The 17,992-nt window shown below is 49.1% G+C and carries 14 protein-coding genes and 1 tRNA gene; 10 read left to right on the top strand and 5 right to left on the bottom strand.

Annotation, left to right across the window (positions count from 1 at the left end; translation table 11 throughout):
- Nucleotides 1–119: 119 nt before the first annotated feature.
- Nucleotides 120–210: transfer RNA gene (locus RC73_RS14350), tRNA-Ser, on the top strand.
- Between the two features lie 699 nt (nt 211–909).
- Nucleotides 910–2,103, top strand: coding sequence for an amino acid aminotransferase (locus tag RC73_RS14345; protein WP_039035291.1), 1,194 nt, complete (start codon nt 910–912; stop codon nt 2,101–2,103).
- Between the two features lie 78 nt (nt 2,104–2,181).
- Here RC73_RS14345 and yvcK read toward each other — a convergent pair whose 3' ends face one another.
- Nucleotides 2,182–3,084 carry a uridine diphosphate-N-acetylglucosamine-binding protein YvcK gene (gene yvcK, locus RC73_RS14340; RefSeq protein WP_039035290.1) on the bottom strand — a complete coding sequence of 301 codons (903 nt, stop codon included), beginning with the start codon at nt 3,082–3,084 and terminating at the stop codon, nt 2,182–2,184.
- 148 nt (nt 3,085–3,232) lie between these two features.
- Between yvcK and RC73_RS14335 the strand changes: the two genes are divergently transcribed.
- Together RC73_RS14335 and RC73_RS14330 are read left to right on the top strand one after the other, a co-directional pair.
- Nucleotides 3,233–4,060, top strand: coding sequence for a glucosaminidase domain-containing protein (locus RC73_RS14335; protein WP_039035289.1), 828 nt, complete (start codon nt 3,233–3,235; stop codon nt 4,058–4,060).
- A complete protein-coding gene (locus RC73_RS14330) occupies nt 4,038–4,667 on the top strand; it encodes a DUF2987 domain-containing protein (RefSeq protein ID WP_039035288.1) in 630 nt (209 codons plus the stop codon). The genes RC73_RS14335 and RC73_RS14330 overlap by 23 nt, the downstream gene beginning before the upstream one ends.
- Before the next feature lie 158 nt (nt 4,668–4,825).
- Here the strand turns inward: RC73_RS14330 and RC73_RS14325 are convergent, their stop codons facing one another.
- Both RC73_RS14325 and RC73_RS14320 read right to left on the bottom strand, forming a co-directional pair.
- Nucleotides 4,826–5,311: a LabA-like NYN domain-containing protein gene (locus tag RC73_RS14325; RefSeq protein ID WP_039035287.1), complete on the bottom strand. Its 486-nt coding sequence runs from the start codon at nt 5,309–5,311 to the stop codon at nt 4,826–4,828.
- 40 nt (nt 5,312–5,351) lie between these two features.
- Complete coding sequence (locus tag RC73_RS14320) at nt 5,352–5,822, bottom strand: GNAT family N-acetyltransferase (protein ID WP_052248208.1); 471 nt, start codon at nt 5,820–5,822, stop codon at nt 5,352–5,354.
- Between the two features lie 484 nt (nt 5,823–6,306).
- On the opposite strand from RC73_RS14320, the gene RC73_RS14315 reads away from it, so the two are divergent.
- The gene (locus RC73_RS14315; protein WP_039035286.1) at nt 6,307–8,529 is read left to right on the top strand and encodes a GGDEF/EAL domain-containing response regulator; all 2,223 of its coding nucleotides are present in this window, start codon (nt 6,307–6,309) and stop codon (nt 8,527–8,529) included.
- A gap of 110 nt (nt 8,530–8,639) precedes the next feature.
- The gene (locus RC73_RS14310; RefSeq protein ID WP_160289581.1) at nt 8,640–10,481 is read left to right on the top strand and encodes a sensor histidine kinase; all 1,842 of its coding nucleotides are present in this window, start codon (nt 8,640–8,642) and stop codon (nt 10,479–10,481) included.
- A 269-nt stretch (nt 10,482–10,750) separates the two neighbouring features.
- On the opposite strand, the gene RC73_RS14305 is transcribed toward RC73_RS14310, so the two are convergent.
- Complete coding sequence (locus tag RC73_RS14305; protein ID WP_025009626.1) at nt 10,751–11,008, bottom strand: GrxA family glutaredoxin; 258 nt, start codon at nt 11,006–11,008, stop codon at nt 10,751–10,753.
- 50 nt (nt 11,009–11,058) lie between these two features.
- Entirely contained in the window at nt 11,059–12,807 is a 1,749-nt protein-coding gene (locus RC73_RS14300) for a DEAD/DEAH box helicase (RefSeq protein ID WP_039035303.1), read from the bottom strand.
- 365 nt (nt 12,808–13,172) lie between these two features.
- Between RC73_RS14300 and pheS the strand changes: the two genes are divergently transcribed.
- The 4 genes from pheS to lpxM all read left to right on the top strand — a co-directional run bounded on the left by pheS (nt 13,173) and on the right by lpxM (nt 17,956).
- A complete protein-coding gene (gene pheS, locus RC73_RS14295) occupies nt 13,173–14,153 on the top strand; it encodes a phenylalanine--tRNA ligase subunit alpha (protein WP_039035284.1) in 981 nt (326 codons plus the stop codon).
- Between the two features lie 15 nt (nt 14,154–14,168).
- On the top strand, nt 14,169–16,556 hold the full coding sequence (gene pheT, locus RC73_RS14290; RefSeq protein WP_039035283.1) for a phenylalanine--tRNA ligase subunit beta: 2,388 nt from the start codon (nt 14,169–14,171) through the stop codon (nt 16,554–16,556).
- Between the two features lie 3 nt (nt 16,557–16,559).
- The gene (gene ihfA / locus RC73_RS14285; RefSeq protein ID WP_025009628.1) at nt 16,560–16,856 is read left to right on the top strand and encodes an integration host factor subunit alpha; all 297 of its coding nucleotides are present in this window, start codon (nt 16,560–16,562) and stop codon (nt 16,854–16,856) included.
- A 146-nt stretch (nt 16,857–17,002) separates the two neighbouring features.
- Nucleotides 17,003–17,956, top strand: a complete 954-nt coding sequence (gene lpxM / locus RC73_RS14280) for a lauroyl-Kdo(2)-lipid IV(A) myristoyltransferase (RefSeq protein WP_039035282.1) — start codon at nt 17,003–17,005, stop codon at nt 17,954–17,956.
- Nucleotides 17,957–17,992 lie beyond the last annotated feature (36 nt).

Raw genomic sequence — 17,992 nt, 5'->3', positions numbered from 1 at the left:
ATTGTGCGATATGAGTTCCGTTTGAATCTTTCGGATGGCTGAGATTTGGGCATATGAACATATTTTTAGAAATAAGGGTTTACAACGGCTTAGGGAGCTTATAATATTTGCGCCGTTCCGGAGGGGTGGCAGAGTGGTTGAATGCACCGGTCTTGAAAACCGGCATGGGTTTATAGCCCATCCAGGGTTCAAATCCCTGCTCCTCCGCCATATTCAGAGAAGCCCGCTTGTGCAAACAGGCGGGCTTTTTCGTATCTGAGTTTTGATGATAGCGATTAGCTTGGCACCGCTGTGAGGGTTGCTGGGTTTATAGCGCCGTCATGCAGGGTTCAAATCCCTGCACCTTTGTCAGCTCCAGAGAAGCCCGCTTGTGCAAACAGGCGGGCTTTTTCGTATCTGAGTTTTGATGATAGCGATTAGCTTGGCACCGCTTTGAGGGTTGCTGGGTTTATAGCGCCGTCATGCAGGGTTCAAATCCCTGCACCTTTGCCAGATCCAGAGACGCCCGCTTGTGCAAACAGGCGGGCCTTTTCATGTGATTTCCATATTTTTATCCAAGCTAGTTGTTATTCTGAAGACCGTAGGGTTTTTAGCCCCAGGCATAAGGGCTGTCCCTGAGTATTTTTCGTCCTAGATTGATAATGATCAATTCAACTCGACCACTACAGGGGCTGGATTACAGAGGTTACAGTTTTTGATTATGGTTCTAAGTTGGTGTTACCGTTATCTCCACTCAATCAGCCCGCTATTTTCTTATCATATCCATGGCAAATCCCGCTTTCGAGTGAATATCCTTCAAGTAATAAATTAAATGGCTCAGAATCTGCCAAAGAGACTATAACCTGGGCGAGGACAATGGTATAAATGGAGCCGATTTGTCCCTACATGTCCAATTACAGGAAAGCTGTCATGATTTTTTCTCAGATTACCGCCGCGCCGGCCGATCCCATTCTTGGTTTAACTGAGGCTTTTAAAGCCGATCCCCGCACGGATAAAGTCAACCTGGGTGTTGGCATTTATAAGGATGAGGCTGGCCAGACCCCGGTACTCAAATCGGTCAAGTTGGCAGAAGCCAAGTTGCTCGAAGAGGAAAAGACCAAGAGCTATCTCGGTATCGAAGGGGTTGCCCTGTATAATCAAGCGGTTCAACAACTGCTATTCGGTATAGATAGCGCCATAATCGCCGCTGGCCGGGCAGTAACGGCTCAGGCTCCGGGAGGTACAGGCTCATTGCGGGTCGCTGCCGAGTTTGTCCTTAGCAATACAGACAGCAAAACTATCTGGATCAGCAACCCAACCTGGGCCAATCATAAGAACATCTTCGAAACCGCCGGGCTTGAGATCAAAGAGTACAGTTATTATCAGGCAGAAACCCACGATCTCGACTTCGATGCCATGATGACAGATCTGCAACAGGCGACTGAGGGTGATCTTGTGCTGCTGCATGGCTGTTGCCACAACCCGACCGGTATCGATCTGAATATCAATCAATGGCAGCAAGTTGCCAAACTGTGTGCCGAAAACGGATTGGTGCCTCTGTTTGATTTTGCCTATCAGGGCTTTGGCACAGGAATTGAAGAAGATGCCCAAGGCCTCAGAGCTGTTGCCGCCATGGTGCCTGAGCTGCTGGTGGCCAACTCTTTCTCGAAAAACTTCGGGCTTTATAATGAACGTATCGGTGCCGTGACTCTGGTGGCCAAAGACAATGAGTGCGCTGCACGGGCTTTCAGTCAGGTTAAGCGCACCATTCGTGCCAACTACTCCAACCCGCCGGCTCATGGTGCCATGATTGTCAGTACTATTCTTAACGATAGTGAGCTCAATACGCTGTGGCAGCAAGAATTGACTGAAATGCGTCAACGTATAGCCAGTATGAGAGCTCTGTTTGTCGAGAGCCTCAAGGCTGAAGGTGTCGATCGCGACTTCAGCTTTATCTCCCGTCAAAATGGCATGTTTAGCTTCTCAGGACTTAACAAGGAACAAGTTGCCAAGCTGAAAGATGAGTTTGGCGTCTACATTGTCGGCTCTGGCCGTATTAGTGTTGCCGGGATGACCAAGAGTAATATGCCGGTTATTTGTAAGGCGATAGCCAAGGTGCTCTAAACCTGCTGGATTTTGCCAAAACTTGATAAGGACAGCTTTTGCTGTCCTTTTTGCTGTTTGGCTATAGTTTATCGTTATTCAAGCAATAAGTTTTTTCGGCTGTAAAGTCTGTACCAAAGCGTTGACCAAGGCGTCTCTGTCGTGACAACCACTCTGGAGTGGATCGGCCAGCGGCGAGCGATAAATTAATCCGTCCTGATATGGTTGGCCATGACACAGTACAGCATCGATACGCCCTGCGCCTATCAGTTGCTGACACCAATTCAACTTTGCCTCCAAACTCAGCTCTCCGGCCACTGACGCCTCAGGTTTCAGATTATCGATAAATACCACTCTGGCTTGACTGTATTTAATCGCTGTTGCCAGCTCTGGCAATAACAAAGGTGGCATCAGGCTGGTGAGAAAACTGCCCGGGCTTAGAATAATCAGTTCGGCTACATTCAGCGCCGCTATGGCCTCTTCTGTGGCTTTGACCATAGGTTCAAGATTCATCGCCACCGGGCGCTCAGCCATGCTGTCGACCTCCAGCTCACCGAACACTTTGCTCCCTGAGGCGTCAAGCGCCAGCAAGTGAGTAGGGTGTTCAGACATGGGATATAGGCGGGTGTCAATTTTAAGTAGGCCGCGGATAAGATTAATCGCTTCGAGGGGCCTGACACAGAGCTGATCCAATGCTGCCAGGATAAGGTTGCCCAGGTTATGACCATTGAGTTCATCCTGGCTATCGAATCTGTATTCAAATAATAAGGAACCGACAGAGGGTTTATGCGCCAGTTGGCTGAGACAATTACGTAGATCGCCCCAGGCGATACAGTCATTACTGTTTCTTAATCTGCCTGTGCTGCCACCGTTATCTGTGGTCGCAACTATGCCTGTTAGTCGATCGCCGAGAAAAGCCAGGGATGATAGGACTCTTCCTAACCCATGGCCTCCACCAATAGCAACAACTTGCTGATATTGACTGAATAACTGCCTTTGCATAGCTGATCCTTGCCGTCGCTTTGAACTTGAACATTCTACACCAATGCTGCATAAGAGTCAGAGAGCTATTTTGTGAAAAGTGATATCTGACATATAATGCGGAAATTTTCCCCTTAACTTTTGGGTAACCGGCAAAAGGAAAGACTGATTGAAAACCGGAAAACTTGGCTCATTTACCCTGGCTTTGGCTTTGGTAATACTGTCGGTATTGGCACTTAGGGTGTACCTGATACCTAGTTTGAAAACTGCCGAGCAGAGTTCAGCACCACTGATAAAGAACCAATTGGGTATCAGCTTGATCCCAGATTTCAGCAGCATAGGTAATGTCAGCGATAAGAAGCAGGCGTTTTTTGACTTCTTGCGTCCGGCGGTGCAAAAGCAAAATAGCATTATCGCTGAGGAGCGTAAATTTCTCGAACAGGTGCAAAAGCACTTGCAAAACCAACATCAGCTTAATGATGCCGAGCAATATCGTATTCAGCGTCTGGCAGAAAAGTATCAATATGCCATGCGTGCTATCGATAGCGACAGCATCAATAAATTGCTGCGTCGGGTTGATGTGATCCCGGAATCTATGGTGCTTATCCAGGCAGCCAACGAAACCGGCTGGGGCAGTTCTCGGTTTGCCCGTGAAGGGCTCAATTTTTTTGGTCAGTGGTGTTTCAAAAAAGGTTGCGGTTTGGTTCCACAGTCGCGCTCTGAAGGCATGTCCCATGAAGTGGCCGTATTCAAATCGGTCGACGACTCAGTAGCTTCTTATATGCGTAATCTTAATTCCAATGCAGCCTATTCTTTGTTTCGTTCCATACGTGCCGATCTCCGTAGTCAACAGGAACCCCTGACGGCAGAGAAGTTGGTTTATGGCCTGGTAAACTATTCGGAGCGCCAGGAAGCCTACATTGACGAATTATTGGATATGCTGCGTCACAACGAAGAATATTTGGTGGAAAACCATGTCGAAAAAACTGCTGTTTAGTACGTTATTGTTGCTGTCCCCCTCTTTGATGGCCAGTCAGGTGTCTTTGAACTATGCCGACTTTTACGCGCGGATGAAAGTGATGAATAAAGGCAATTATCCACTTATTGATCTGGCTTTTACGGTTCCTGAAACCGAAAACTGTCAATTAAAAAATGGCAGTATCAGCACAGAAACTGAACGTTTTCCTCTGACATTTGATGCCAGTCAGAGGTTGTTTATTCCCTTCGATGAAAAGCTCAAGGGTGCCAGAGCCCTGATTAACCTTGAGTTGGCTGGAGATGGGCAAGGCTGCGGCATTGGTATGCAGCTCAGGGGTCGTACTCCCAAACAGGAGTACAGCGGCGATGAACTGAGAGACATCAGTAATCAAATGAATGAAGCCCTGAAGCAGATGCAAGGATTTCCGATGAAGTATTTTGCCAAGCCTATTTCAGGTCTTAATATTGAATTTACCGGCAGTGAAAATGGTGCTTGGCTCGATGGGCGCTATCAAACGCTGGGTAAGCGCTACGAACTCAGTAATGAGGAACTCAGCCAAATTGAAGTAGTAAAATTTGACTCGGCTCCTGCAGTGATCAGTCCATGGGTCATGCGAGACAACTAACTACTTGCCTTTTATTCAGATGAGTTTCCAAGGCAGGTTATCATTTGGAATGATGTTGCTGGCAGTTTGCTGACGCTCGAGTCGCCTCACTAGATGAGACTAGGTCTGGCTTACTGCCAACGTTCTAGCTATTTATCTGCCAGGTTGGTTGTCCATTTTCATTTGAGTAACAAATCATCGTCAATGGGACAGAAGTCGCTGGCGGCATTGAGCAGGAGCATCGAGGTTAATTCAGTAACGGAATAGATTTCAACTCGTTTGCCTTTTTGACGTAGCTTTTCGGCCAACAAGGCGAAATCACCGTCCCCGGAAACCAGTGCCACAATGTCCACAGCATCGGCATATTCCAACGCATCTATGGTTATTCCCACATCCCAATCACCTTTGGCTGTTCCATCAGCGCGTTGGATAAAGGGCTTCAACTTCACCTCAAAGCCAATGGCCCGCAGGATATTTTGAAACTCGCGCTGTTTTTTATCACCTCTGTCTATAGCGTAGGCAAATGCTCTCACCAGCTGTTTCTGATCAGTGACTTTGGACCAAAGCCGGTTGTAGTCCAGGTTTCGACCGAAAACTTGTTTGGTGGTGTAGTAGATGTTTTGAACATCGGCCAAGAGAAGCACTCTACTGGGCTGATCTTTCATTGTTTCCGTTCCTTATTTTATGAACTCTGTCTCCCTTGACCTATGGCGGGGGAAAGCTCTTTTTTGTGCAAGTACTTAAGTCGTTTAAACTTGTTAGTTGCATGTTGTATTCTTTGTGGCCTGTATAAGGACAGGTTTGTTCGCCAATTATCACAGCGCCCTTGTGCCGGTAAAAATTGACACTGGCTTGGTTGTCACAATAGACGTTCAGCGTCAACCGCTCTCTTTGTTGCCTGGCATGTTCAAGTAAATGACCGCCGATCCCTAACCCTTGCATTTCGGGTTTAACAAATAACGCTGCCAACTTGTCCTCATAGAGAGAGTAGAAGCCGAGCACTTGGGTACCATGCTGATAGAGATAATTTTCTGCCGCAGGAATATAAAATTGGCGCATGTTATCCAACTGTTCTTGCCAAAATTTTGCGGCAATAAAATGATGGGCATCGATAGAGGCTGTTAGCCAGATCTTCAATACAGTTGGCATGTCTTCCATTGTAAATGCGCGGATCATATGACGTCCTTGTGGATGACTGAGCAAAATAGAGGATTAACGGGCTTTACTGCCTCACAGGACAGGCCACAAATCCTAAATAACGTGCAGGGTAACAAAGTAGGTTGAATAAAAAAATGATAAGGCGCTCAGAGTGCAGCTTTGGTTCTTGTCGGGTAACAAGTTTATGGGTACTTGATAATAATTTGAAGCTGTTGAGTTCAAGGGTAACGCAGCAGATAAAAAATTTACACTGTTATTCCGTTGGTTAACCGGCACTAAGCCAAAAGTGGATTACACTTTAAATCACACATAGCGTACTGTATTGAAAAAGGCTTAATGCCGAATTGAACTGTAACAGCTTTAGCATTAAATGAGCTGGATTGTAGACTCGGGAGGAGCTAAACCGAGAGTTAAACCGTGCTGAGTACCGGGCAGGGAAATGGTCTCCTGCTGGTTTTGTCCCAAAGCAAGTGTGGACAAAGTGACTGAGGGATTAGTAACTATGCTAGATGATTTACTGTTTTCATCTGAAACATCACCGGAAGAAACTCATCAACGCGACGCCATGTGGCGTATTTTGGCGGTGGATGATGATGTCAAATTCCAGAATTCACTGAGTTTTGCCATTAATAAAATGACATTAATGGGACGTCCCCTTGAACTCATACAAGCCTACAGCATGGCAGAGGCATCCAGCTTATTGGGAAAAGATGCCGACTTTGCTGTGGTGTTGGTTGATGTCGTGATGGAAACCGAAGATGCCGGTCTCAGGTTAGTCAAAGCTGTGCGGGATTTGCTGGGAATATCCGATACCCGTTTCGTACTCTTGACCGGCCAGCCAGGAATGGCGCCGGTCGAATCTGTGATGCAGGATTATGACTTGTCTGATTATGTGCTCAAGTCAGATCTCGCCAACCGTGGGATACGCAATATACTCACAGGTGCAGTACGTAATTATCATCATCTCAAGACTATTTCTTCTGCTCGTCGTGGTTTGCAGCTCATTGTGGAGTCCAGCAATCGTTTGCTGGGGCTGAGGACGCTTACGCAGATAGCCTCTGTGACTTTGAGTGAAATTGCTAATCTCATCAATGTCGCCGACGAAGGCTTGGTTTGTGTTAATCGTGGTTCCCACGCAATGGATAGCTCTGGTCAGGAGATCTATGAACCCTTGACCATAGCCTGTAGTGGTCGTTTTCGTCAGTATATTAATCGTGCCTTGAGGGAATTGCCGGATCCGACTATTCAATCCATGGTTGAGCAGGCACTCAGGGAAAAACGTTTTGTCAGTACCGATGAAAGTCAGGTGCTATTTTTCCCCAAATCGGCAGCACTGGCTGAGTTTGCCATCTATGTGGCTACTAACCGCACGCTGGATGATACCGAGATGGAGTTGCTTAAAGTCTTTGCGGCCAATGTTTCCAAAGGTTTTGGCAATGTAGCCTTGATTAGCCGGCTGGATAAAGTGGCTTATCAGGATGAGTTGTTGAGTATTCCCAACCGCAGTGCACTGCTGCGTGAATTGTCCAGGTTGCAGGCCATGTCCAGCGCTGATGCCCATAACCTGCTGCTACTGGATCTCGATCATTTTTCCGGGCTCAACAATTTATTTGGCTGTGTATTCGGTAATCAGGTATTACAGGCTGTGGCTCAAAGGTTACAGGAGGCATTTCCTCAACCGATAGTCATAGGAAGACTACACTCGGATCTGTTTGCCATTATCGGCCATAAAGAACAGGTCAATATTGACAAGGCCCAAGAGGTGTTTGGTGCACCCTTTGAAATTGATAATAGTCGCCATATTCTGACCGCCTGTATGACTGAAGTCTCTTTGGCTATCAGTCTTGGACAGGATCCCGCGGAGTTTTTACGAACAGCCGGTACAGGGCTGAGAAATGCCAAGTCCAGAGGCCCCGGCAGCATACAGGCGTTTGATCCTGAATTTGAACATCAAGCGGCACACAGGTTCAAATTGATGCAGCGTTTACATAGCGCGATTCAACGTCAGGAGTTTGTGTTGCATTACCAGCCACAGATAGACCTCAATACTGGTGAGGTTGTTGGGGTTGAGGCTTTATTACGCTGGCAGACCGAAGAGGGTATGGTGCCACCCGGCACCTTTATTCCGCTGGCGGAACAGTCGTCCTACATTCACGGGATAGGCGACATAGTAGTTGCTTTGTCCTGTCAGGCTGTGCATGCACTCGATCTGGCGGGGTTTAGCGATATTCTGATCAGCGTCAATTATTCCGCCCGGCAACTGGATAAGCCGGATGTTTTAGACCGGCTCAAACAACAATGTCGTCTGGCCGGGGTGGAGCCGAGCCGACTGTGTTTGGAAGTCACTGAAACCGCTATGATGCAGTCTTTTCAACAGGTCGCCAATATTCTCCAGCGTCACCGAACTTCGGGAGGTACAGTGGCGATAGATGACTTCGGCACAGGTCTTTCATCACTCGAATATTTGCTGCAACTGCCTGCCGATCACCTGAAGATAGATATGACTTTTGTCGCCAGGTTGGATGAAGATGAACGCAGTCGCTTCCTGGCATCAATGATTATTGAATTGGGAAGGCGACTGAATATTTCGGTTGTTGCCGAAGGGGTTGAGACTCACAGCCAGGCTAATTGGCTCAGAGAACATGGTTGCCACATAGGTCAAGGATGGTTGTATGGCAAGGCCATGCCATTGGATGAGTTATTGCAATGGCTCAATAATCGCTGAATGGAATCTTGCTTATGTCGATAGATTTGCCCGAACAAGCTTTAATGGCACCGCCGAACTCTGAGGGCGTATCTTTAGGACGAACAAGGCGAAACTCTTGGCTGACTTGGGTGAGTTATTTGCTGCCCTGGTGGTTACTGGTGCCCCTTGGAAGCTGGCTTATGTATCACTATGCCTCTCAATGGCAGATAGATCAGGTGCGTTATGCCCAGCAGGAACTGGTAGATAGAGATACTCTGGTACTCGGCGCCACGCTTACCAGAGTTCATCAGGACGTCAGTTTACTATCAAAGATGACCGCATCGGTATTAGCTGATAACAGGCTTGGTGATACTGAACAGCTGGAATTATTGCAGCGTCTATTTGTTGACTTCAGCAGCGCCTATCCCAGCTATATGCAAGTGCGCTGGATTGGAAATTCCGGCGTTGAGCGGGTGAGGGTTGACTATATAGATAATCAAAGGCGAGTTGTCGCTGCAGATGCATTACAGGATAAATCATCGCGCTATTATGTCATTGAGGCCAAGCGTTTGGCTTCGGGGGCGGTTTATTATTCTCCTTTCGATCTCAATATCGAAGCCGGTAAAATAGAGATCCCCTATCGACCCACCTTACGTGCTGCTACCAAGGTAATGGATAGTAACGGCAAGGAGCTCGGGCTGGCACTATTGAACCTGGATGGCAGTGGTTTACTTGAACGTTTGCGCCAATCCGGTAAGACGATGTTGCTGAATGCTGAAGGCTATTGGTTGCTGTCAACTTTGGGTCACAGAGAGTGGGGTTTTATGTTCGACGCTCCTGAACAGCGCCTGGCAGTTGTCCATCCTGAAGTTTGGCGGCGTATACAACAGGAACAACAAGGGCAGTTTATCGATGAAACCGGGATGTGGACTTTCTCCCGCGTGGCGCCAATACTGAACGGTGACAGCAAGGTACCCATACTTTACACCCTATCTCATGATGAACAGCCACTGCTCATTCAAGCCAGATTAAAACGGCTCTACGCCGGCGTTGGTGCAGTAGTTTTTTTATGTATGACTTTGCTGGGAGCGTTTTTAGCGCGCTCCAACCTGCGTTTGGAAGACAAGGCTCATGAGTTACAGCAAAGTAACGCGGCGCTTGCAATGACGCTGGCTCAGTTGAAGGCATCGCAGCAGGAGTTGGTTCGTACCGAAAAATTATCATCCTTGGGTTTGATGGTGGCCGGGGTAGCTCACGAACTCAATACACCTATTGGTGCGGCAATGCTGTGTGTTACTGCACTCAATGACAGGCTAGGTGAACTCAAGCGGGATTATCACAACGGTACTATCAAACGCTCGCAACTGGAGGAATTTATTCAATACCAGGAGGAAGGTTTGACTCTGGCCGAACGCAATCTCAAACGCTCGGCACTGCTTATTCAACAGTTTCGTCAGGTAGCTGCCGACAGAGCTAATGCTGACCGGCAAGCCTTTTGGTTGCATGAGTTGGTGACGGACATTCTGGCGCTAAATCATGGTCAGTGGAAACACAGTCATCATAAGCTGACCACTGATATTCCTTCGGATATCCATATGCACAGTTATCCTGGACCTTTGGGGCAGGTACTTCAGAATCTGGTGCACAATGCACTCATCCATGCTTTTGAAGATACTGAGCGGGGAGAGATCCATATCTGCGCCCGTAAACTTCAGCATAAGGTTGAGATCTGTGTGATGGATAATGGTGTCGGGATTGAAGATCAGGATCGTCAGCGAGTGTTTGACCCCTTTTATACTACCAAACGCAACAGCGGCGGCACCGGGCTTGGGCTGCATATAGTGCATCATTTGACCACTGAAGTATTGGGGGGGAGCGTGCGGGTTTCAAGAGGAGTCAATGGTATAGGTACTTCGATGATTTTGCTGTTGCCGCTTGAGCAGGTCGATGGCAAATCGGAAAAGGCTGCTACCGGGAATATGGCTTCCTGAACAAACCGCATAGATGCTGAGCTCTATGGCGCTTGAGAGTGCTTTAAAAACAAAATTGCTGTCTATCTACTCCTTGGCAAGCAAGACACTGACAACACCCGCTGTAACGAAACGGGCATACATAATCACGGAGTTACTCGCAGTAGGTCGGCTTAACTGTTTGCTTTTGAAGTTGTCGTTCGATTGAGGCAGAAAAGGTTGGATGCAGGACGATACCCTTGCTTTTGAGCATAAAAGGTATCGTCCTTGATTGGGAAGTGTAACTTGGATTAAAGCAGGTTGTTTTCTCTGACGTAGGCTTCAAATTCAGTGCAGCCGCCGACGTGCTCTTTGTCGACAAAGATCTGCGGCACAGTCTCAACCGGCTTGCCTACGGTTTTTTCCAGATCGGCCTTGGTGATGCCTTCGGCGTGTATATCGACATACTTAAACTTGAAATCATCACGCTTCTCTGCCAGTTGCTCAGAAAGTTGCACTGCACGTACACAATATGGGCAACCTGGACGACCGAAAATAACTACAAACATATTGACTCCCATGGACTTGATTTGCAGCAGTTATACCACAGCTTAAAGGCCTATGCTAAGTTGCTTGATCCCAGGAATGATTTTTCGGTTTGAAACCTGCCTTGATAATCAAAGAAAGTTTGCAATAAATCCCAGCGCCGCGCCTGTTTTTTCAGCAGCAGCATGTCCGGCGCCCGAAATCGCGCCGCATCTTCGACAACTTGTTGTGGTTGGCTGTATTTTGGCAGATTCAGCCCGGGTGTTTTACTGTGGGGGTGGATAAAACAAGCAAACAGTGCCCGGCGTTGAGCACTGGTCTCCATTTTAAAATACTGGTTGAAGTCATTGCCGTCGTAATCCAGATACTGAACTCTGAGACGCCCCTCTTCGGCATGCAGCAACATTTGCTGCACTTTGAACAGGTGGTGATGCTGTTTTGACAACACCTCTTTGAGGCGTTTGTCCGGGTCGACCAGGGTCGATTGGCACTGGTGGCAAATCTTGGCAGCGATATCGTTTTCGGCGCCGCAATCCGGGCATGATTTGGCGCGATAGCGATAACTGCATTGATTATTGTCCTGCAACAGTCCCTGGCAGCGGCGGCCGAAGTGTTCGATGATGTCACCATCCTCATCCGTCTTGCCCCAGAAGATATTGGCAAAACCACACTCGGGGCAGGGAACCTGCACCGGCACCGAGTTTGCCGCTGGCTTGGGAGTGCCAACCTCGGGATAGAAGAGATCAAAGCCGCTGGCGGCATAATCTATGACCAGACAGTCCTGTTTGCCTTCGGCCAGTCTCAGGCCGCGGCCAACCATCTGTTGAAACAGGCTTACAGATGCCGTAGGCCGCATGATGGCAATAAGATCCACATGGGGCGCATCAAACCCTGTTGTGAGCACTGCTACATTGACCAGAAACTTAAGTTTCTGGGCTTTAAAGGCGCGGATGATGGCATCCCTTTGCTGCATCTCTGTGGTCGCTGTGATGAGCGCTGCCTGTTCGTCAGCCAGTAGTGTTAGCACTTCTTCGGCGTGACGCACTGTGGCTGCAAAAATAATCACCCCCTTGCGGGTGTTGGCCAGTTGTCTTAGCTGGTTAACAATGGCCTTGGTCGCGCGGCCATTGTGACTGAGCAGGGCATCGACCTTGGCCTCATCGTATTCTCCATTGCCGTTGCTCGGCAGGCTGCTGAAGTCATACTGAGCGCTCAGGCCATCGTAAAGCCTGGGCGGTGTCAGATAGCCCTGCTTAATGAGGGGCCTTAAGGGCAACTCGAAAATGCAGTCATCGAAAATCCCTCGGTCGGGATTACCAACCCGGCCGTGATAGTGGCGGCGATAGATAAATCCCAGTCCAAGGCGATAAGGGGTGGCCGTCAATCCCAGCAGCTTAAGTTTGGGGTTGTGGGATTTGAGGTGTTCAAGCAGTTGTTGATACTGGCTGTCTTGCTCAAGGCTCACTCTGTGGCACTCGTCTATGACTACCAGGGAGTAGTGGCTGTCAAAGGCTTCCAGGTTGCGCCCGGCGGATTGCACGCTGGCGACAACGGTTTTGCCTTGGGTGAGCTTTTGCCTCAGTCCGGCCGAGTAGATGCTGGCTTCATCGGTCAACAGAGCAACTTTTTCGGCGTTTTGGGCGACCAGCTCTTTGACATGGGTCAGTACCAGTATCTTGCCTTTGGCGATGCGGGCCAGCTCAGCAATCACCAAACTCTTGCCGGCTCCCGTGGGCAGCACTATCACAGCCGAGCCAGACTGAGCGCGGAAATAACGTACTGCAGCATCTACGGCTTGCTGCTGATAATCACGTAGGCGAATGCCGACCTTGGCGGTATCTTCTGCCTGAGTGTTTGTCGTCGCTTTCTGATCTGCTGGCTTTTTACTATCTGTGGACACTGAGTTGCGAAGAGGAGTTGACCGTGGGGCGAGCTTATCACAGACGCGCCAGGCTTCTGTGGTTTTCCGGGTTTGTTGGCGACTTTTTACCTTCGGACACCACAACTCATCCGCCTCAGGACATCAATGGTTAAAAAAAGCACTTTTTCTAGGCAATTCATTTGCTAAAATGCCTCATGACACTGGTCAAAGACTCGTGGCTAACGTAAAATTTCACGCTTTTACTGTTTTAATTCAAACAGACACCAAAATCGCCGCCTACGGGCCGGCATGCACTGGAAGAGAAGATGCAGCAGTTAACTGAGATCGTAGAACAGGCCTTAGCCGCCATCGAAGGGGCCAGTGATCTGAAAATCCTCGATGACATCCGCGTCGATTATCTTGGCAAGAAGGGCAAGATCACCGACATGATGAAGTTGATGGCGACCCTGAGTCCACAAGAAAAGCCCGCCTTCGGCCAGAAGGTCAACGAAGCCAAGCAAAAGGTACAGCAGTTCCTCAATCAGCGCATTGAAGGGCTGAAAGCCGCCGAGTTGGAACAGAAACTCCAGACAGAGAAAGTCGATGTCACCCTGCCGGGACGTCGCCTGGATAATGGTGGTTTACATCCGGTCACCCGTACCATAGAACGAATTGAAAGCTTTTTTGGTGAGTTGGGCTTTAGTGTCGTACAGGGGCCGGAAATCGAAGATGATTATCATAACTTCGATGCCTTGAATATTCCTGAGCATCATCCAGCTCGGGCTGATCACGATACTTTCTACTTCAATCCCAAGTTAGTGTTGCGTACCCAGACTTCAGGGGTGCAAATTCGCACCATGGAAGTGGAAAAACCGCCGTTGCGAATCATCTCTCCCGGCCGAGTCTATCGTAATGACTATGATATGACCCACACGCCTATGTTCCATCAGGTGGAAGGTCTGCTGGTGGACGAGAATGTAAACTTTGCCGAGCTGAAAGGCATTTTGCACGACTTCCTACGTAACTTCTTTGAAGAGGATTTGGAGATTCGTTTCCGTCCTTCATACTTCCCCTTTACCGAGCCGTCTGCCGAAGTGGATGTAAAAGGCAAGAATGGTTGGCTGGAAGTGCTCGGCTGCGGCATGGTTCACCCGAATGTGCTGCGCGGTGTGGGAGTCGATCCTGATAAATACTCCGGTTTTGCTTTTGGTATGGGTGTCGAGCGTCTGGCCATGTTGCGCTATGGTGTCAACGACCTGCGTGCCTTCTTCGAAAACGACCTGCGTTTTCTCAAGCAATTCAAATAACGGAGCTTTAGTATTATGAAATTCAGTGAATCCTGGCTTCGTGAGTGGGTTAACCCTGCGATTAGCCGTGACGAATTAACTCATCAAATCACCATGGCCGGCCTGGAAGTGGACGATGTCATTGCCGTAGCCGGTGACTTTTCCGGCGTGGTAGTGGGTGAGGTGGTTGAATGTGGTCAACACCCCGATGCCGACAAGCTGCGGGTTACCAAGGTCAATGTCGGTGGCGAAGAGCTGCTGGATATTGTTTGCGGCGCCCCTAACTGCCGTCAGGGACTCAAGGTTGCCGTGGCCGTTGTCGGTGCTGTGCTGCCTGGCGACTTCAAGATCAAGAAAGCCAAACTGCGTGGACAAGCTTCACACGGCATGCTGTGCTCTTATGGCGAGTTGGGCATAGATATTGAAAGCGACGGCATCATTGAACTGCCGCTGGAGGCGCCTATTGGTACAGATATTCGCGAATATCTGCAGCTCGATGACGTGATTATCGATGTGGATCTTACCGCTAACCGCGCCGATTGCCTGGGTATGGTGGGACTGGCCCGCGAAGTGGGCGTGCTCAACCGACTGAACGTGACCGAGCCAAGTTGGGAAGCCGCCAGTGTCAGTAGTGAGCGTACAGTTGAAATAGAGGTCGCCAACCCGGAAGCCTGTCCAAGATATTTGGGCCGGGTTATCAGTAATGTCAATGTCAAGGCGCAAACGCCTGATTGGATGGTGGAAAAGCTGCGCCGTAGCGGTATTCGTTCTATAGACCCTATCGTGGATATCACCAACTATGTGTTGGTTGAGTTCGGCCAGCCGATGCATGCTTTCGATTTGGACAAGATTGACGGCAGTATCAAGGTACGCCTGGGTAACGGTGAAGAGAAACTGACTCTGCTCGATGGCAACGAAATTACTGTGCCAGCCGATACCCTGGTGATTGCCGATAACAGCCAGGCATTGGCCCTGGCCGGTGTCTTCGGTGGTGAGGTTTCCGGTGTCAGCGAGCAAACCCGCGATATCATGCTTGAGTGTGCTTTCTTCGCGCCGCTGGCTATCATGGGCAAGGCCCGTCGTCTTGGATTGCACACCGACTCTTCGCATCGCTTTGAGCGCGGTGTTGATCCAGAGCTGCAGCATAAAGCCATGGACAGAGCCACCCGTTTGGTGCTGGATATCTGTGGCGGCGAAGCCGGTCCTGTGGTTGAAGCCAAGAGCGAAGCGCATCTGCCAAAGGCTGCCGACATTAAACTGCGCCGCAGCAAACTGGACAAACTGCTCGGACATCATATCGATGACACAGATGTTGAACAAATTCTGACCCGATTGGGCTTCCAAGTTGTAAAACAGGGCAGTGACTGGCAGGTGAAAACCGCCACTTACCGTTTCGACATGGCAATTGAAGAAGATCTTATTGAAGAAGTTGCCCGGATTTACGGCTATAACAACATTCCGAACACAGCCCCGCTGGCGCGTCTGTCTATGACAGATCATAAAGAGTCGGATCTTAAATTGAGCCGGGTAAGAGCTTTGTTGGTGGCACGGGGTTTCCAGGAGGCCGTCACATACAGCTTTGTGGATCCCAAGCTGCAAAAACTGGTTCACCCTGACAGCGACGCTATGGTATTGCCTAACCCGATTTCCAGTGAAATGTCGGCCATGCGCCTGTCCATGTTCACCGGATTGCTGAATGCCGTGGGTTACAACCAGGCCCGTCAGCAGGCTCGTGTACGCCTGTTTGAGACAGGTTTACGCTTTATTCCTGATGTACAAGCAGAATCCGGCGTAAGACAACAAACCATGCTGGGCGCGGTGATCGCCGGCCCCCAGAGCGATGAACACTGGAGCATGGAGTCGAAAACCGTTGATTTCTTCGATCTTAAAGGTGATTTAGAAGCCATTATTGGCTTGACAGTTTCCGAAGCTGAATTTAGTTTTAAAGGAGCGCAGCATCCGGCTATGCATCCGGGGCAATGTGCTGAAATATTGAGAAATGATCGGGTCATAGGCTATATAGGTGCAGTCCATCCCAGCCTCGAGAAGCCTTTTGGGCTGAATGGCAAAACCATAGTTTTTGAGCTGGAATTGGACGCCTTGCTGCAGGCTAAATTGCCGCAAGCCCAGGCTGTGTCTAAGTTTCCAGCCAATCGCCGCGATATCGCCATAGTGGTTGATGAAGAAGTCGCCGCAGGTGAAGTGATGACGCTGATAAGAAAAGTTGGCGAAAATCAGTTGGTTGGCTTAAACTTGTTCGATGTATACCGAGGTAAAGGTGTAGAGCAGGGCAAAAAGAGTCTGGCGATCGCACTTACGTTACAAGATAACACTCGTACACTTGAGGAAAAAGAGATTGCTGAGATGGTTGATACAGTGGTTTCTGCACTCAAGTCTGAGTTCAACGCATCGTTGAGGGATTAAAGTATGGCACTTACCAAGGCCGAAATGGCAGAGCATCTTTTTGAAACGCTTGGTATTAACAAGCGGGTAGCAAAAGAGATGGTTGAAGCGTTTTTCGAAGAGATCCGAACCGCGCTTGAAAATGGTGAGCAGGTCAAGTTATCTGGCTTTGGCAACTTTGACCTTAGGGATAAGAATCAAAGACCGGGAAGGAATCCCAAAACAGGTCAGGATATCCCAATTTCTGCCCGCCGGGTGGTGACATTCCGTCCGGGACAGAAACTGAAGAGTCGCGTAGAAGCCGCTAACAAAGGCAAATAACTGCTCGGTCAGTAATTTAGAACAGGGAAGCCGCTCCTGTGGGTGGCTTCCCTGTTTGTGTCTGTAGAAAGTGCTTCTACCCTGCTGTGTCGCATTTTTAATGCCTGGTTTGGCATTGCATTGGGATTAAACCCAGGGGTTAAACCTTGTCAAATACACCTTCCAAGCCTAAGAAAGGCAAATACTTCGATAGGCGCTTCCGTTGGTCATTGCTGCACCCCAGGTTTTGGGGGAGTTGGTTGGCGATAGGCGTACTGGTTCTGTTTGGTCTCTTGCCTGCTCTCATTAGAGATCCTATTGCCCGTGGGTTGTCGCGTTTGGTCAAACGTGTCGCTCATAAACCGATAAGTGTAGCCAGAGCCAACCTTAAAGCCTGTTTCCCCGATAAGAGTGAGCAGGAAATCGAGCAGTTGCTGGAACGCAACACCGAAGCTTTTGTAATGACACTGCTGGCACAATCTGAGCTTATCTTGATGCCGAGCTCCTATATACGCAAAAGAGTCAAGGTTGAGGGAGAAGAGCATATTGCCTCTGCCCGTGAAGCCGGGCAGCCGATTATCTTTATCATGCCTCACGTTTGGGGCATAGAGTATGCCGGCCTAAGACTCAATTTGGACTTGCCCATGGTGTCTATGGCCAAAGCGCATCGAAATGAATTGTTCAACTGGTTCAATAACCGGATGCGTAGTTCGCAAGGCGGCAATATCTATATGCGTGAAGCCGGGATCCGGGCCTTGTTGGCTGAGCTGAAACAGGGCAACAGTTTCTTCTATCTGCCGGATGAAGACTTAGGGCCGGAGCAGAGCGTATTTGCGCCATTTTTAGGGACTGTCAAGGCCACCTTGCCAGTGGTTGGCCGCTTGGCACAGGCAGGTAACGCCCAGGTGATGCCTGTGAAAATTGGTTATGATGACCAAGCCAGATGTTTTCGTTTGACGGTTATGCCGGCGATTGCCCCTGAGTCGATGCAAGGTAAGGAAAATGAAGCCATTGCATTAAACAAGGCCGTGGAGCAGGTGATTACCGCCTATCCCGAGCAATATATGTGGTTTCTTAAGGTGCTGCGTACCCGCCCGGAAGGTATGCCGTCTATCTATTGAATATCAACATAGGCTCGGATTACCAAGGAACTTAAT

Origin of the sequence: Shewanella sp. ECSMB14102 (assembly GCF_000813075.1) — a bacterium.
Classification (GTDB): Bacteria; Pseudomonadota; Gammaproteobacteria; order Enterobacterales; family Shewanellaceae; genus Shewanella; species Shewanella indica.
Note: the sequence above shows the minus strand (reverse complement) of the source record. Positions and strands in the feature narration are given on the sequence as shown.

Bases quoted from the DNA above. Each gene is read 5' to 3' on its own strand.
- RC73_RS14345 (WP_039035291.1), top strand. From the start codon at position 910: ATGATTTTTTCTCAGATTACCGCCGCGCCGGCCGATCCCATTCTTGGT.
- yvcK (WP_039035290.1), bottom strand. From the start codon at position 3,084: ATGCAAAGGCAGTTATTCAGTCAATATCAGCAAGTTGTTGCTATTGGT.
- RC73_RS14330 (WP_039035288.1), top strand. From the start codon at position 4,038: ATGTCGAAAAAACTGCTGTTTAGTACGTTATTGTTGCTGTCCCCCTCT.
- RC73_RS14325 (WP_039035287.1), bottom strand. From the start codon at position 5,311: ATGAAAGATCAGCCCAGTAGAGTGCTTCTCTTGGCCGATGTTCAAAAC.
- RC73_RS14320 (WP_052248208.1), bottom strand. From the start codon at position 5,822: ATGATCCGCGCATTTACAATGGAAGACATGCCAACTGTATTGAAGATC.
- RC73_RS14315 (WP_039035286.1), top strand. From the start codon at position 6,307: ATGCTAGATGATTTACTGTTTTCATCTGAAACATCACCGGAAGAAACT.
- RC73_RS14305 (WP_025009626.1), bottom strand. From the start codon at position 11,008: ATGTTTGTAGTTATTTTCGGTCGTCCAGGTTGCCCATATTGTGTACGT.
- pheS (WP_039035284.1), top strand. From the start codon at position 13,173: ATGCAGCAGTTAACTGAGATCGTAGAACAGGCCTTAGCCGCCATCGAA.
- pheT (WP_039035283.1), top strand. From the start codon at position 14,169: ATGAAATTCAGTGAATCCTGGCTTCGTGAGTGGGTTAACCCTGCGATT.
- ihfA (WP_025009628.1), top strand. From the start codon at position 16,560: ATGGCACTTACCAAGGCCGAAATGGCAGAGCATCTTTTTGAAACGCTT.